Source organism: Onishia taeanensis (assembly GCF_013349955.1).
Taxonomy (GTDB): domain Bacteria; phylum Pseudomonadota; class Gammaproteobacteria; order Pseudomonadales; family Halomonadaceae; genus Onishia; species Onishia taeanensis_B.
In genome coordinates, this window is sequence record NZ_JABVXC010000002.1 from 225,029 (window position 1) to 240,527 (window position 15,499).

The window sequence follows — 15,499 nt, forward strand, 5'->3', positions numbered from 1 at the left end:
GCTAGCCGCCGGCGATGGTCATCTCGTCGATCAGCCAGCTGCCGCTATGCACGCTTCCGCGCGTGTCGATATCGTCACCGACCCCGATCAGTCCCGCGAACATCTTCGGCAAGCTGCCAGCAATGGTGAACTCTTCCACCGGATACTGAATGCGACCATTCTCGACCCAAAAGCCTGCGGCACCGCGCGAGTAATCACCGGTCACGCCATTGACCCCCTGGCCCATGAGCTCGGTGACCAGCACGCCACGATCCATCTTCTTGAGCAGCGCCTCACGGCTCTCGAGGGGCGCGTCTAGACGCAGATTTCGCGCCCCGCCGGCATTACCGGTCGTGGTCATGTTCAAGCGCTTGGCGCTATATGCCGACAACATATAGCTGGCGATGCGCCCCTGGTCGATGAACACATTGTCACGGGTGTAGACGCCGTCATTGTCGAAGGGGCTGCTGGCCATGCCCCCCATCTCCCGGGGCCGTTCGAAGAGGCTGAACCAGTCAGGAAAGAGGCTGTCGCCAAGCCGGTCGCAAAGGAAAGACGACTCGCGATACAGAGCACCACCGGCCAGCGCTCCCATCAGGTGGCCCACCAGGCCGCTCGCCAGGCTTGGGTCGAACATCACCGGGAAACGGCCTGTGGCCGGGCGCTGAGCCCCCAGGCGCCGCAAGGTGCGCTCGGCGGCCGAGGCACCGATGGCCTCGGCACTGGCAAGCTTGCGGGGATCTCGTTCGCTCGAGTAGTCATAGTCGCGTTGCATGCCGCTCTCGTCTTCGGCGATCAGCATGCAGGACAGCGAGTGACGGCTGCCGCGCTGACTGCCGAGAAAACCGTGGCTGTTGGCGTAAACACGCACACCTTCACCGCTGGAGAGATCCGCCCCTTCGGACTTGCTGATACCTTCCACCGCCCGACCGGCCGCCTCGCAGGCCAGGGCACGCTCGATGGCTTCATCAGTGGTCAACGACCAAGGGTGGTGGACATCCAGATCCGGCAGTTCGCGGGCCATCAGCTCGGCCGGCGCCAGGCCGGCAAAGTCGTCCTCACCCGTGTGACGGGCAATCGCCATGGCCTGATCCACGGCGGCGCGGATCGAAGCCTCACCGGCATCCGACGATGATGCCGTGCCCTTGCGCTTGCCCACATAGACAGTTACCGCGATGCCCTGGTCACGGGACAGTTCGACGGTTTCCACCTCGCCAAGGCGCACGCTGACGCCGATCCCCTGATCGACGCTGGCCCCCACCTCGCAGGCATCGGCCCCCAGGGAGCGCGCCTGGTCGAGCGCGGCCTGTGCCCGGGACTCCAGCAATGCCTGCTGGGCGACGGCATCGAAAGCCTGAGTCATCTTGGTCTCCTTGTCGCGAGGCTGGCTGGTATACTGCGCCAACCTCCCAATGCTGATGGTAATGGCATGTCAATTGAAACGCCCGCCGACCACGACGGTCGGCAAAGCAAGACCCAGCGCAAACAGGAAATGCAGGCCCTGCAGGCGCTGGGCGAGAAGATCATCGCCCTCTCCGACGCGTGGCGAGCCCGGCTACCGCTTTCCGACGAGCTGCTGGCTGCCGTCGAGGAAACCGCGCGTATTCGCTCCCACGAGGGGCGCCGCCGGCACATGCAATACGTCGGCAAGCTGATGCGTCGCGAGGACGTGGCCGGCATTCAGGCGGTCTTCGACGAATTCGAGCAGGAACAGCTGCGTCGCGATCACGCTTTCCACCGCCTGGAAGGTCTGCGTGACCGGCTGATCGACGATGACGAGGCCCTCGAGCCCTTCATCGCCGAGTATCCCGACGTCGACCGACAGATGCTGCGCCAGCTGATTCGCAACGCGCGCCGCGAGCGTCAACAGGAAAAGCCGCCCACTAGTGCGCGCAAGCTGTTCAAGCTGATTCGCGACACGGCCGGCCTCTAAAGCCGGAAGCTCGATGCCGAAAGCTGGAAGCGACGCAAGCCCTGCCAGGCCATGGGTTTCTCTTCCAGCTTCCCGCCGCGAAGCCGCGCTCTTCGAGCTTTATGACTCGGTGCCGCCGACGGTCAGCTCATCGAGCTTCAGCGTTGGCTGACCGACCCCGACCGGAACGCCCTGACCTTCCTTGCCGCAGACCCCGATACCGGTATCGAGCTCCAGGTCATGGCCGATCATCGATACGCGGCCCATGGCCTCAGGACCGTTGCCGATCAGGGTCGCGCCCTTGACCGGCGCGGTGATCTTGCCGTCCTCGATCAGGTAGGCTTCGCTCGCCGAGAAAACGAACTTGCCCGAGGTGATATCCACCTGACCTCCCCCGAAGCTGACCGCGTAGATCCCACGCTTGACGCTCTTGAGGATATCGGCGGGATCGTCCTTCCCGGCCAGCATGTAGGTGTTGGTCATGCGCGGCATGGGCATATGGGCATAGGATTCGCGGCGCGCATTGCCGGTGGGCGACATGCCCATCAAACGTGCGTTCAGCTTGTCCTGCATGTAGCCGGTCAGCACCCCGTCTTCGATCAGCGGCGTGTACTGCCCCGGTGTGCCTTCGTCGTCGATGCTCATCGAGCCGCGGCGATCGCTCAAGGTGGCGTCGTCGACCACGGTCACGCCGGGAGCGGCCACCCGCTCACCCATGCGGCCGGCGAACGCCGAACTGCCCTTGCGGTTGAAATCGCCTTCCAGGCCGTGTCCCACCGCTTCATGCAGCAGGATGCCGGGCCAGCCCGCGCCCAGCACTACCGGCATCTGACCGGCCGGGGCGTCGATGGCCTCGAGATTGACCAGCGCCTGTCGCACGGCTTCAGTGGCGAAGCGCTTGGGCGCGCCCTCGTCGCGCAGTCGTGCCAAGGGGTAGCGGCCGCCGCCACCGGCGCTGCCGCGTTCGCGGCGACCGTTGCGCACAGCGATCACGCTGACATTGAGACGCACCAGCGGACGAATATCCGCCCCCAGGGTGCCGTCACTGGCGCGCACCAGCACCACCTCGTGCACGCCGGTCAGAGAAGCGCTGACCTGGCTGACCGCCGGGTCCGCCGCGCGGGCGACCCGGTCGGCTTCCTTGAGCATCGCAATCTTGTCTTCCGCCGAGAGACCGGACAGCGGGTCGATTCCCGCATAGCGCTGCGAGGCGCTGGCCAATTGCGGCGCGACCTGGGTCAGCCGCGAGCCGCTACGCGCGATGCCGGAGGCGGTGCGCCCGGTTTCACGCAGCGCATCGGCGCTGACCTGGTTGGAATAGGCAAAGCCGGTCTTTTCACCGGACATGGCACGCACGCCGACGCCGCCATCGATGTTGTAACTGGCATCCTTGACCTCGCCATCCTCCAGCACCCAGCTTTCGTGCCAGCTGCGTTGGAAGTAGAGATCGGCAAAGTCGACGCCTGGCCCCAAGGCATGCCCGAGGCCGCTGTCGAGCGCCGCCAGGTCGAGGCCACCAGGGGCCAGCAGGGTGCTGACGGCGGTGTCCAGCATGTCCTGGGAAGAGAGTTCGGAGGACTTGAGCATCATTCGGCACTTTCCAGAGAAATCCGCGGATCGGTCCATGGACCTTGCACGCGGTAGTGGATTCGGGTCACGCGGTCGATGGCTCGACCGAACAGGCGCTGGGCGAGAAATACGGCTCCGCCGATGACCGGACCACCGGCCACCAGGGCCGCGACCGGCAACGCCTGCGTCACTGGTACTGTGATCGCCAGGCGCTGATCGAGTTCACGTCGCGCCAGATCGACCTGACCCTCGAGACTGAACTGCGTCGCCGGCGCTTCGATCTGCACGGGACCGTGGGTCTCGAGAATCCCACCATACAGCGTCGCGCTGCCGTTGACACGGTCGAAGGCCGTGCCCTGCCCGGTGACATCGGAGAAATCCAGTCGCAGGCGGCGCAGCAGGTTATCGAAATTGAGCAAGCCTATCAGCTTGGCAGAGCCCGACTGCAAGTTGAGGAAGCGGCCATCGAGCAGTTTGACATCGAGGCTCCCTCGAGAACGTACCAGCGCAAACTGCCAGGGCGCCCCTGGCCAGGCCAGCTGCGACTCGACGTGGGTCTCGGCATTGCGAATCGGCACGTCCTGGCCCAGCGTGGCCAGCGCCGTGCCCAGGTCACCGCCATCCAGCCGCAGGCGAGAGCGCGTCAGGCTCGAGTCGGAACCGGCGGCTTCCCAGATCAGTTCTCCCCGGGCGCTCACTTGACCCAGGGTCAGGCCGAGCGGTGCCAGCACAAGCCGAGACGGCGACGCCTGCCAGCTCAGATTCAGTGGCCCCAGAGTGCTGCCCAGCCGCGTCATCTCGGCAACCCGCAGCCGGCCATCGGGCAGTGCCTCGAGCCAGTTCGGCAGCGGCAGCGGCGCCGGCGCAGCGGCGACTTCGTCGAACACTTGAGTGGGAGCCTCCGGGGCCGGCCAGAGGCCGTCGAGTGACAGCCGCGTAAGGTCCGCATTGACGGTTCTGGCCGCCGATGGACGGTAGTCGACCTCCCCCTTGGCGATACTGCCGTCGAGCGCCATCTGCCAGTTACCGCTGCCCAGTGAGTCGGCGTTTGCCTGAAGGGTTCCCAGGCAGCGGTTGTTCAGCGACAGACAGGCCGTGGACAGGCCGATAGTCGCCAGTGAGTCCGCGCCCTGGCCGCTACCTTGGCGGCCGCTGAGGTGCTGCAATGACAGACCGCTCAGCGCGTCAATCCAGGGCGATATGGGCAGTCGATTGGTCTGCCACTGCACCGACCAGCCAGGATCGCGCGGCCATCTAGGTTCGAGCGGCCAGTTCTCGAGCCACAGCTGCCCCTGAGTGCCTACAGGTGCGGTGCGCCAGCGCATTCGTGCGCGGTCGCGCAGGACCATCTCGCCACGCTCCCGCGCCTGGTCAATGTTAAGCGTCAGCGGGACCGCCTCACCGGCCCGCTTGCCAAAGGGAGCCGGCAGGTTCAGCGCGAGCCCTTCGAGGCGACTATCCAGGCTCACGGTCGGTTTCTCGCCATTGATTGGCATACGCAGCGTGTAGGGGAAATAGCCACTCACCAATGGCGCCAGATCAGGCGTGTCGGCCCATTCCAACAGGCCGCGGGCCAGGGCACGGCCTTTCAGCGTCATCGTCTGGGCATCGCCGTCGAAGTTAGCCAGCAACGGCCCCTCGAAGGCACGGGCACCAAGCTCGCCGTACAAGCCTCCCTGTCCGTCGCGATAGCGATACGACACATCGCCATTCACGTTGAAGAGACTAAGCCCCACTGGCACTAGCCCCAGCCGGGGCTCATCGACGCTGGCACTGACATCCAGCGACAGCGCATCCGGCGCATTGAGATCCATGGCCAAATCGACCTTGCCGGCAAGGCTGCCCTGGCCGTTCCAGTCCTCCCGGCCGATATCAAGGTCGGGAATGGCCGCAAGAAAGTCCAGCAGCGCCGTGGTGCTGCCCTCGGCCTGACTGGCAACCTCCAGATGCTCGTCATTCAGGCTAACCGTTGCATCCCGAGCCTCAAGGCCGACCAGGCTGGCCTTCTCAACGTCGGCCGACAGCCGCTGATTGTCGAGGCGCAGCTGGCCATTGACCCCCTTGAGTGCCGGCCAACCAGGGGCGAATGGCAAGGTGCCATCACGAATATCCAGCGCCAGCGACAGATCCACATCCTCGCTGCGAACGTCATCGGCCAGCGGCAGATTCAGCGCCAGAGTGCCGTCATCGACGACGCCAGCCACGCCAAGTCCCAGCCACTCGGTGAGTTCCGCTGGAAGTGCCTTGACCGGCAACCAATCGAGAAGATCATTCCGGTTAGCATCGACATCGGCGAAGGCAAGATCCAGGGCCAGATGACCCGGGGTGGCGCGCCCCGTTTCCAGATCGAAGCTGCCTGTCACCGGCGCCCCCCGCCACCTGACCGCCAAATCACGGCCGTTAACACTGACTCCCTTATCCTGGTAGGCCCAACTGACCTCCCCGGAGGCCGATGACAGCGCCATCGGCGCGGCAAAGACGTCGGGGAAATTGAGGGAAGCCGGCTCATCTCCGGTGCCAGCAAAACGGACAGTGCCGGACAAGTCCTCTGCCTCGACCCAGGCATCCAAGGGACCGCCGCCCGGCGCGCCCTGCCAGGGGTCGACGGCAACATCATAAAGCTCGACGAAAGCGCGCCAATGACCGTCGCGATGGCCTACCTTGAGGCCGCCCACCTGCCCTCTCGGCGCCAGGCGACCCAGAACCCGCTGCAGACCGTCTGGCAAGGGAGCGCGTTCACGCCAGGCCGCCAGGGCAGCGAGATCAAAGTCGCTGGTGTTAAGCCACCAGCCATTGGCATCTCCGCTAGCCTGCCAGTGCTTGGGTAAGGGCCGACCAGCGGCATCGGACGTGCCTTTGGCGGCCTCGTTGGCTTCTTCTTCAGTAGCGTGGTCAGGATCCTTTGCGCCTTCATCAGCTGTGACGCCTTGCCCTGCAGACGCACCGGCATTCGATGTCGTCACCTCGGCTTCCGAGTCGCCCCGGGTGTTCAACCAGGCCTGCCACCCCTCCTCCCCTCGTAGCCACTGACCGGTAACGCGAATATCCTGAAGGTCCAGCGGACGCTGCTGGTGACTCAGCAGCAACCTGGGCACGTCCACGTCCAGGCGCACATCCTCCAAGGCACCGTGACGCCAGCGTCCCCAGAGCTTGGCCTCACCCTGCGCCTCATCGACCTTCAGGGGCTCGTTGCGGCTGAGCACCCCGGCCAGTTCCACCAGGTGATCGAGTTCCATTCGCGCCTGCAGAGCGGCATTGAAATCGGCCAGCCCGCCTTGGCCAGGCAGCACTTCGAGCACCGCCGTCAGGGTCGCATCGGGATTGTTGGCGACGTGCAGCTGACCCTCGATATGGGCACGACCGGCATCGCCGGCCATCAGCAGCCGAGGCGCATCGAACGCCAAGCGACGATCGAGCCCATGCAGCACGACACGCACGTTATCGACCGCCAGACGCTGACGCAGCAGAACGCCGACCCAATAATCGAGCCTCTCGAGGGTAAAGTGACCATCAGGGATGATTTCCGGCGGCAGCTCGGCTGGCTGCGGCCAGTGCCAGCTGCGATCCGGGTTCTGGTAGAGGTGCAGAGTGACGCCGCGAATCTTGGCATCATCGACTTGGGGCATGCCGAGCAGACTGGCGATCCCGGCGAGGCGCAGGCGCGCACTGTCGATTTCAAGCAGCGGCCGCGCCGGCTCGGTCCGTGAGACCAGGGTAAGGTTCTCGAGGCTCAGTGCAGGGTCGAGGCCCTGAAAGCCGCCGTTAAGTTGCTCCATCTCGAGTTCGGCGTTGAACCTATCCGAGAGCAGGCGCTCGACTTCGGGACGCAGGTAGTCCAGCTCACCGACCGCCAGACGCAGGGTCAGCAGCAACACGGCAAGCAAGGCCAACAAGACGGCAACGGTAGTCAGTGCCCAGCGCAATAGGAGGCGAAACGGGCTCATGGCACGCCTCCTACATCAGCACGATATCGTACTGTTCCTGGGAATAGTGAGCTTCCACCTGGAAGCGGATGGTTTTGCCGATAAACACTTCCAGGTCGGCCACCGAGGCCGACTCCTCGTCGAGCAGACGGTCAACCACTGCCTGGGCAGCCAGCACCATATAGGTTTCGGCGCTGTAGGCGCGGTCTTCGCGCAGTATCTCGCGAAAGATCTCGTAACACACCGATTCCGGTGTCTTGAGGGTGCCACGGCCATGACATACCGGACAGGCTTCACACAGGGTCTGCTCGAGGCTCTCGCGGGTGCGCTTGCGGGTCAGTTGCACCAGGCCAAGTTCGGTCACGCCGGTGCACTTGGTCTTGGCATGGTCACGCTCGAGCGACTTCTCGAGCATGCGCAGCACCTGGCGCTGATGCTCGGTATCATCCATGTCAATGAAGTCGATGATGATGATGCCACCGAGGTTGCGCAGCCTTAGCTGGCGAGCGATCGCCGTCGCCGCCTCGAGATTGGTCTTGAAGATCGTCTCCTCGAGGTTACGATGCCCAACATAGCCGCCGGTATTGACGTCGATGGTGGTCATCGCCTCGGTGGGGTCGATCACCAGATAGCCCCCTGACTTGAGCTGCACCTTGCGCCCCAGGGCCTTCTGAATCTCATCCTCGACGCTGTAGAGATCAAAGATCGGCCGCTCACCGGGATAGTACTCGATGCGCGACTCGGTGCCGGGCATGAACTCCCGGGCGAACTCGAGCAGTTTCTGGAAGTTTTCCCGGGAATCGATGCGAACTCGCTCGATCTCATCGCGCATCACATCGCGCAGGGTGCGAATGAAGAGTGGCAAATCATCATAGATCACGCTGGGAATACCAGCAGTGTGCTTGCGCTCGCTGACCTTGCGCCACAGCCGCAGCAAGAAGTGCATATCGGCGTAGAGTTCGTCTCGGGTCACGCCTTCTGCAGCGGTGCGAATGATGAAACCGCCGGTGACCTCGATATCCTGCTCGGCCTGGCAGGACTCCGTCAGTTGGCGCAGGCGCTCCCGCTCGCCCTCGTCTTCAATACGCTGAGAGACGCCGTTGTGGGGCGAATCCGGCATATAAACCAGGTAGCGAGAAGGAACGGAAAGATGAGTGGTAAGCCGCGCGCCTTTCGAGCCAATCGGGTCCTTGGTGGCCTGCACCACCAGCGGCTGCCCCTCCTGGAGCAACTGACTGATCGAGACCTGCTCGTCGGGCGGGGTATTGGGCGCCATGACCTCGTGAGCATGAATAAAGGCGGCGCGGTCAATGCCGATGTCAACGAAGGCAGCCTGCATGCCGGGCAGTACCCGCACCACTTTGCCCCGATAGATGTTGCCGACGATGCCCCTTCGCCCGCTGCGCTCGATAAAGGCTTCCTGCAGGACGCCATTCTCGACCACGGCCACGCGCGTTTCCATGGGCGTTAGATTGATCAGTACTTCACCGCTCATGCGGGCTTCCTTAATCATTTGCTCATACGGGTATTATGACACAGCTGCCCGGCCACTCATCCACAGCGCCACGCCCTGGCGCTCGAGCAGTTCGGCAGTTTCATACAGCGGCAGGCCGACCACGGCGCTATGACTGCCTTCGATATGGGACACGAACACCGCTGCCCGGCCCTGAATTCCATAGCCACCCGCCTTGTCCTGGGGCTCGCCGGTTGCCCAATAGGCGGCTGCCTCAGCGGGGCTGATCCCTCGCAGGGTCACCCGGGTCGTCACGCAGATATCCACCAGCCCCTGGGGGCCGCTCACGGCCACCCCCGTCAGCACCTCATGAGTGTTGCCAGAGAGTGCCGCCAGCATCTCGAGAGCATGGTCGCGGTCGCGGGGCTTGCCGAGGATGTCGCCTTCGAGCACCACCGCCGTATCCGACCCCAGCACCGGAAGGTCAGAAAACGCCGCACCGGCACGCGCCTTGTCACGCGCCAGACGACAGACATAGTCACGGGGTAGTTCCCCCGGCAGCGGTGTCTCGTCGATGTCGACCGGGTGCACCTCACAGTCAACACCGATCGAGGCCAATAGCTCGAGTCGGCGCGGGGACGCCGAGGCCAGACACAGGATAGCCACGCGTTTCTCCTTTGCGTCACGGGCCTCCGTCAGGAAACGGCAAAGCGGCGGCGTAGGGCCTGCAGCATGGTGAACAGCCAAGGCCACAGGATAGCGCCGATCAATGACGGCAGCAGGAAGGCCAGATGAATGGAAAAGGGACCAAACAGGGTCATCAACCACTGCTCGACCAGTTGCACGATGCCAAGCAACACGAAGATCAACACCGCCTGCTGCACCAGCGAATAGGCACGCATGCGCTGATAAACCAGGGCAACCAGGAAGGCCAAGAGCGACAGCGCCAAGGCATTCAGGCCAAGCGGCGAGCCCTCGATGAGGTCGAGCAGAATACCCAGCACGAAACCGTGAAAGACCCCGATACGCTGGGGCATCACCATACACCAGTAAACCAGCATCAGACCCAGCCAGTCGGGGCGCCACATCAGCCACTTGTCGGCAAGCGGCATGACCTGCAGGCATAGCGCCAACAGCAGGGTCGACCACACCAGCAGATATCCGCGCAATCCCATGGCAGCCATCAGCGCATCAACTCCTTGGGCAGGGGATCGAGGTCAAAGTCGTCCGTCCACAGCGCATCGCCGGCGGCAACATCGACAGCGGGTGGAAACAGCAGCAGGAAGTGCCTGGCGCGCTGCAGCTTCGCCACCGGCATGGCCATCACTGTCGCAAAGGGCTCGCCTGGATCATGTGCCACTTCGCTGACTCGTGCTACCGGATAGCCGACCGGGAAACGGCCGGCGAGACCTGAAGACACCAGCAGGTCGCCTTCGCGAATATCGGCGGTGTCCGGCACATGCAGCACGCGCATGGCATCGAAGCGCCCGGTACCCTGGATGATGAATCGCAGCCCGTTGCGGTTTACCTGCACCGGCATCGCATGATTGGCATCGGCGACCATCAGCACCCGGCTGGTGTAGGCCGACACCGAGGTGACCTGCCCCACCAGCCCGGAAGCATCCATCACCGGCTGCCCCACATAGACGCCATCGCGACGGCCGCGATCGACGACCATCTGCTGGGTGAAGGGATCCGAGTCCAGCGACAGCAGTTCCGCGGTGAGAAAGGGAATATCATCGCGCTTCGTGGCATTGAGGAGTTCGCGCAGCCGCACGTTTTCAGCGGTCAGGCTGGCCATCCGCTGGACACGATGCGACAGCGTCAGCAACTGCTGGCGAAGCTGGCGATTCTCGTCGACAAGTGCACGCTGATCAGACACCGCAAGCGAGCCCCATGACAGGACATCACTGGGCAGGCTGACCAGCCACTGTACGGGCGCAACCACGGTCGACAGCTGTGCCCGCAAGGCTTCTACTCGCGACAATTGATGTTCGGCAAACATCAACGTCAGTGCCAGGACCGCACACAGCAACATGCGGTAACCGGGCACTGGCGCGTGCGTGAACAGCGGTTTGATAGGCGTTCCCCTGGGTCACGGCCTAGCGAACAGGTCAGTCGCTGGAGAGTAGCTCGAAGGTATGCTGATCGATCATTTCCAGCGCCTTGCCGCCACCGCGCGCCACACAGGTCAACGGATCTTCGGCGACGATCACTGGCAGGCCGGTTTCCTCGGAAATGAGCTTGTCCAGGTCGCGCAACAGAGCACCGCCACCGGTCAGCACCAAGCCGCGTTCGGCGATGTCCGAGGCAAGTTCGGGGGGAGACTGTTCGAGGGCACTCTTCACGGCCGTGACGATGGCCGCCAGCGTTTCCTGCAGGGCATCGAGGGCCTCGTGGGAATTCAGCGTGAAGCTGCGCGGAATGCCTTCGGCCAGATTACGGCCGCGCACATCAATCTCGCGCAGCTCGCCGCCCGGATAGGCGCAGCCAATCTCTTCCTTGATGCGCTCGGCAGTGGCCTCACCGATCAGGCTGCCGTAATGACGGCGCACATAAGCGGTGATGGCCTCGTCGAAGCGGTCGCCGCCAACGCGAATGGATTCCGAGTAGACCACGCCATTGAGGGAGATGATGGCAATTTCGCTGGTGCCGCCACCGATATCAACGACCATCGAGCCTTGGGCCTCTTCGACCGGCAGGCCAGCACCGATGGCGGCTGCCATGGGCTCTTCGATCAAAAAGACTTCGCGGGCGCCAGCGCCCTCGGCAGATTCTTTGATCGCACGGCGCTCGACTTGAGTCGACATGCAGGGCACACAGACCAACACCCGAGGACTCGGCGTCAGGAAGGTGCTTTGGTGCACCTTGCGGATGAAGTGCTGAAGCATCTGCTCGGTTACGGTGAAATCGGCGATCACGCCATCCTTCATCGGCCGTATGGCAGTGATATTGCCCGGCGTACGGCCTAGCATACGCTTGGCATCAATACCCACAGCAGCCACGGTGCGCATATTACCCGATTGGCGAATCGCCACCACGGAAGGCTCATCGAGCACGATGCCCCGTCCGCGAACATAGATCAGCGTGTTGGCCGTACCCAAATCGATCGAGAGATCGCTGGAAAACAGCCCACGTAAACGTTTAAACATGGAAGTCTTTCACCTAGTGCAGACCGGAACCCTGTGCGGACGCAAACGGTACCATCGCCGCTTTAATGCAGCAAGCGACATCGGGGGACGTCGCCAGAGCGCAAGTCCTGCCAGCTGGCCCAGGATATGGTACATTTTGCGGTTATTTACTGCGGCAGACGCCAACTCGGCGCCGCCGCCACGATCCATGCTCAAGGGATATCCACCATGGCGCTTGAACCGCAAGACGTGAAGCGTGCGGCGCATCTGGCCCGACTGGGCCTTGATGACACCGACGCCGACCGCTATGTCGACGACCTGACCCGTATTCTCGAGATGGCCGACCAGCTTCAGGCGGTCGACACCGACGGCGTGGCGCCGTTGGCGCACCCACTGGATGCCACTCAGCGCCTGCGCGCCGATGAGGTCACCGAGACCGACCAGCGCGAGCGTTTCCAACGCAACGCCCCGGCGGTCGAGAACGGCCTCTACCTGGTACCCCGCGTCGTCGAATGAGCCCTGCTCGCTGCCTGAATGCCTCATCTGGAGCCAAGTCTCACATGCATGACATGACCCTGACCGAGCTTGCCCGCGCCCTCGAGGCCGGCGAGTTCACCAGTCGCCAATTGACCGAATCGCTGCTTGAGCGCATCAAACGACTCGACGGCGAACTCAACAGCTTTATCAGCGTCACCGCCGAGCAGGCACTGGCCGCCGCCGATGCCGCCGATGCCGCCCGTGCTCGCGGCGAGGCAGGACCGCTCACCGGCCTGCCGCTGGCCCTGAAGGATATCTTCTGCACCGAGGGCGTGAGGACCAGCTGCGGCTCGAAGATGCTCGACAACTTCATCGCGCCCTACGACGCCAACGTGGTCGAAAAGCTCAAGACGGCCGGCACCGTGAGCCTGGGCAAGACCAATATGGACGAGTTCGCCATGGGCTCCTCCAACGAAAACAGTTATTACGGCCCGGTCAAGAACCCCTGGGATCTCTCCGCCGTCCCCGGTGGCAGCTCTGGTGGCAGTGCCGCCGCCGTGGCAGCAGGCCTGGTGCCGGCGGCGCTGGGTACTGACACCGGCGGCTCGATTCGCCAGCCAGCCGCCTTCTGCGGCATCACCGGCCTGAAGCCCACCTATGGCCGCGTGTCCCGCTATGGCATGGTGGCCTACGCCTCTAGCCTCGATCAGGCCGGCCCCATGGCCCGCACCGCCGAGGACTGCGCACTGCTGCTGAGCGCCATCGCCGGCCACGACCTGCGCGATTCCACCAGCGTGGCCCGCGGCGTGCCCGATTACTGCGCCGAGCTGGGCGCCTCACTGTCCGGCCTCAAGATCGGCCTGCCCAAGGAATACTTCGGCGATGGTCTGGACCCGGCGGTAGAGAGCGCCATTCGTGAGGCGGTCAAGGTCTACGAATCCCTCGGCGCTACCGTGCAGGAAGTCAGTCTGCCGCATACCCATCACGCCATCCCGGCCTACTACGTCATCGCCCCGGCCGAGGCCTCCTCGAACCTGTCCCGCTATGACGGCGTGCGCTTCGGACATCGCTGCGACGCGCCCCATGATCTCGAGGATCTCTACAAGCGCTCCCGGGCCGAAGGCTTCGGCGACGAGGTCAAGCGCCGCATCCTGATCGGCACTCACACCCTCTCCGAAGGCTTCTTCGACGCCTACTACAAGAAGGCCCAGCAGGTCCGCCGTCTGATCCGCCAGGACTTCATGGACGCCTTCGAAGAGGTCGACGTGCTGATGGGCCCGTCGACACCGACGCCGGCCTTTGACCTGGGCGCCAACAAGGACCCGGTGTCCATGTACCTGCAGGACATCTACACCATTGCCATCAACCTGGCCGGTATCCCCGGCATCAGCGTCCCGGCCGGCGCCGTCGACGGCCGCCCGGTGGGCCTGCAGATCCTCGGCCCGCACTTCGCCGAATCGCAGCTGCTCAACGTCGCCCACCAGTTCCAGCAGGTCACCGACTGGCACCAGCAACGCCCGGCCTTCGGCAAGGAGAACGCATGATGCAATGGGAAACCGTGATCGGCCTCGAGGTTCACGTCCAGCTGGCCACCCGCTCGAAGATCTTCTCCGGGGCCTCTACCGCCTTCGGCGCCGAACCCAATAGCCAGGCCTGCGCCGTCGACCTGGGCCTGCCCGGCGTGCTTCCGGTGCTCAACGAGTCCGCCGTGGCCATGGCGGTACAGTTTGGGCTCGGTATCGATGCCGAGATTCCCGAAGTCTCGATCTTCGATCGCAAGAACTACTTCTATCCGGACCTGCCCAAGGGCTACCAGACCAGCCAGATGTATCACCCGATCGTCGGGCCGGGCGAGGTCGAGATCACCCTCGATGACGGCGATACGAAACGCATCCGCGTTCATCACGCCCACCTCGAGGAAGACGCCGGCAAGTCGCTGCACGAGGACTTTCACGGCATGACCGGGGTCGACCTGAACCGCGCCGGCACACCGCTTCTGGAGATCGTCTCCGAGCCCGACATGCGCTCCGCCAAGGAAGCCGCGGCCTATCTGAAGGCGATTCACTCCATCGTCACCTACCTGGGCATCTCGGATGGCAACATGGCCGAGGGCTCGATGCGCTGCGACGTCAACGTCTCGGTGCGCCCCAAGGGTCAGGAGGCCTTCGGCACCCGCGCCGAGATCAAGAACGTCAATTCCTTCCGCTTCGTCGAGCGCGCCATCGCCTTCGAGGTCGAGCGCCAGATCGAACTGCTCGAGGACGGCGGCAAGGTGGTGCAGGAAACGCGCCTGTACGATCCCGACGCCGACGAGACCCGCAGCATGCGCACCAAGGAGGAGGCCAACGACTACCGTTACTTCCCCTGCCCCGACCTGCTGCCGGTGGTGCTCGACGATGCCTACGTGGATCACCTGCGCAGCTCGTTGCCGGAACTGCCGGCCGAGAAGCGCGCGCGCTTCCAGAGCGAGCTGGGGCTGTCCGCCTACGACGCCGGCGTACTTTCGGCGACCCGCGCCATGGCCGACTTCTTCGAGGGCGTGAAAGACGTCTGCGGCGATGCCAAGCTGGCCGCCAACTGGGTGCAGGGCGAATTCGCCGGCCGCCTCAACAAGGAAGGCCTGGAGATCGCCTCGAGCCCGGTCTCGGCAACGCAGCTCGGCGAGCTGGTGGCGCGGGTCAAGGACGAGACCATCAACGGTAAGGCCGCCAAGCAGGTGTTCGCCGCGTTATGGGACGGTGAAGGCGACAGCGCCGATGCCATCATCGAGGCCCGCGGCCTCAAGCAGGTCACCGACAGCGGCGCCATCGAGGCGATGATCGATCAGGTGATCGCCGACAGCCCGGTGCAGGTCGCCCAGTATCGCGACGCCGAACCCGACAAGCGCGGCAAGATGATCGGCTATTTCGTCGGCCAGGTCATGAAGGCCTCTAGGGGCACCGCGAATCCCCAGCAGGTCAACGGCCTGCTCAAGGAAAAGCTCGACGCCCTTTGCTGAGCTAGCCAAGCCGCTAAATGACAGGCGTGGAAATGAACTCCGCGCGCTGCCCGCAAC

The 15,499-nt window shown here is 64.1% G+C and carries 12 protein-coding genes; 4 read left to right on the plus strand and 8 right to left on the minus strand.

Going from position 1 to position 15,499, the window contains the following annotated elements:
* Position 1: 1 nt before the first annotated feature.
* Positions 2-1,342, minus strand: a complete 1,341-nt coding sequence (pmbA, locus tag HUS66_RS03860; RefSeq protein ID WP_175069644.1) for a metalloprotease PmbA — start codon at positions 1,340-1,342, stop codon at positions 2-4.
* Positions 1,343-1,408: 66 nt separating this feature from the next.
* Here pmbA and yjgA point away from each other — a divergent pair, with 66 nt between their 5' ends.
* The gene (yjgA, locus tag HUS66_RS03865; RefSeq protein ID WP_175069645.1) at positions 1,409-1,912 is read left to right on the plus strand and encodes a ribosome biogenesis factor YjgA; all 504 of its coding nucleotides are present in this window, start codon (positions 1,409-1,411) and stop codon (positions 1,910-1,912) included.
* A gap of 99 nt (positions 1,913-2,011) precedes the next feature.
* On the opposite strand, the gene tldD is transcribed toward yjgA, so the two are convergent.
* From tldD to HUS66_RS03900, 7 genes are read right to left on the minus strand one after another with little or no spacing between them, the layout of a single operon-like run.
* The gene (gene tldD, locus HUS66_RS03870; protein WP_254628687.1) at positions 2,012-3,478 is read right to left on the minus strand and encodes a metalloprotease TldD; all 1,467 of its coding nucleotides are present in this window, start codon (positions 3,476-3,478) and stop codon (positions 2,012-2,014) included.
* Positions 3,478-7,404, minus strand: coding sequence for a YhdP family protein (locus tag HUS66_RS03875; RefSeq protein ID WP_175069647.1), 3,927 nt, complete (start codon positions 7,402-7,404; stop codon positions 3,478-3,480). Before HUS66_RS03875 ends, tldD begins: the two co-directional genes overlap by 1 nt.
* Before the next feature lie 10 nt (positions 7,405-7,414).
* Complete coding sequence (gene rng / locus HUS66_RS03880) at positions 7,415-8,878, minus strand: ribonuclease G (protein ID WP_175069648.1); 1,464 nt, start codon at positions 8,876-8,878, stop codon at positions 7,415-7,417.
* 33 nt (positions 8,879-8,911) lie between these two features.
* The gene (locus HUS66_RS03885; RefSeq protein WP_282848144.1) at positions 8,912-9,496 is read right to left on the minus strand and encodes a Maf family protein; all 585 of its coding nucleotides are present in this window, start codon (positions 9,494-9,496) and stop codon (positions 8,912-8,914) included.
* A 35-nt stretch (positions 9,497-9,531) separates the two neighbouring features.
* Positions 9,532-10,020, minus strand: coding sequence for a rod shape-determining protein MreD (mreD, locus tag HUS66_RS03890; protein ID WP_175069650.1), 489 nt, complete (start codon positions 10,018-10,020; stop codon positions 9,532-9,534).
* Complete coding sequence (gene mreC, locus HUS66_RS03895) at positions 10,020-10,916, minus strand: rod shape-determining protein MreC (protein WP_282848146.1); 897 nt, start codon at positions 10,914-10,916, stop codon at positions 10,020-10,022. Before mreC ends, mreD begins: the two co-directional genes overlap by 1 nt.
* Before the next feature lie 34 nt (positions 10,917-10,950).
* Positions 10,951-11,988 carry a rod shape-determining protein gene (locus tag HUS66_RS03900; RefSeq protein ID WP_112053387.1) on the minus strand — a complete coding sequence of 346 codons (1,038 nt, stop codon included), beginning with the start codon at positions 11,986-11,988 and terminating at the stop codon, positions 10,951-10,953.
* A 207-nt stretch (positions 11,989-12,195) separates the two neighbouring features.
* Between HUS66_RS03900 and gatC the strand changes: the two genes are divergently transcribed.
* From gatC to gatB, 3 genes are read left to right on the plus strand one after another with little or no spacing between them, the layout of a single operon-like run.
* Positions 12,196-12,483: an Asp-tRNA(Asn)/Glu-tRNA(Gln) amidotransferase subunit GatC gene (gene gatC, locus HUS66_RS03905; protein ID WP_175069652.1), complete on the plus strand. Its 288-nt coding sequence runs from the start codon at positions 12,196-12,198 to the stop codon at positions 12,481-12,483.
* Between the two features lie 44 nt (positions 12,484-12,527).
* Positions 12,528-13,988: an Asp-tRNA(Asn)/Glu-tRNA(Gln) amidotransferase subunit GatA gene (gene gatA, locus HUS66_RS03910; protein WP_175069653.1), complete on the plus strand. Its 1,461-nt coding sequence runs from the start codon at positions 12,528-12,530 to the stop codon at positions 13,986-13,988.
* Entirely contained in the window at positions 13,988-15,442 is a 1,455-nt protein-coding gene (gene gatB, locus HUS66_RS03915; protein WP_175069812.1) for an Asp-tRNA(Asn)/Glu-tRNA(Gln) amidotransferase subunit GatB, read from the plus strand. Before gatA ends, gatB begins: the two co-directional genes overlap by 1 nt.
* Positions 15,443-15,499 lie beyond the last annotated feature (57 nt).

Excerpts from the sequence above, each read along its gene's own strand:
- pmbA (WP_175069644.1), bottom strand. The coding sequence starts at position 1,342 with ATGACTCAGGCTTTCGATGCCGTCGCCCAGCAGGCATTGCTGGAGTCC.
- yjgA (WP_175069645.1), top strand. The coding sequence starts at position 1,409 with ATGTCAATTGAAACGCCCGCCGACCACGACGGTCGGCAAAGCAAGACC.
- tldD (WP_254628687.1), bottom strand. The coding sequence starts at position 3,478 with ATGCTCAAGTCCTCCGAACTCTCTTCCCAGGACATGCTGGACACCGCC.
- HUS66_RS03875 (WP_175069647.1), bottom strand. The coding sequence starts at position 7,404 with ATGAGCCCGTTTCGCCTCCTATTGCGCTGGGCACTGACTACCGTTGCC.
- rng (WP_175069648.1), bottom strand. The coding sequence starts at position 8,878 with ATGAGCGGTGAAGTACTGATCAATCTAACGCCCATGGAAACGCGCGTG.
- mreD (WP_175069650.1), bottom strand. The coding sequence starts at position 10,020 with ATGGCTGCCATGGGATTGCGCGGATATCTGCTGGTGTGGTCGACCCTG.
- HUS66_RS03900 (WP_112053387.1), bottom strand. The coding sequence starts at position 11,988 with ATGTTTAAACGTTTACGTGGGCTGTTTTCCAGCGATCTCTCGATCGAT.
- gatC (WP_175069652.1), top strand. The coding sequence starts at position 12,196 with ATGGCGCTTGAACCGCAAGACGTGAAGCGTGCGGCGCATCTGGCCCGA.
- gatA (WP_175069653.1), top strand. The coding sequence starts at position 12,528 with ATGCATGACATGACCCTGACCGAGCTTGCCCGCGCCCTCGAGGCCGGC.
- gatB (WP_175069812.1), top strand. The coding sequence starts at position 13,988 with ATGCAATGGGAAACCGTGATCGGCCTCGAGGTTCACGTCCAGCTGGCC.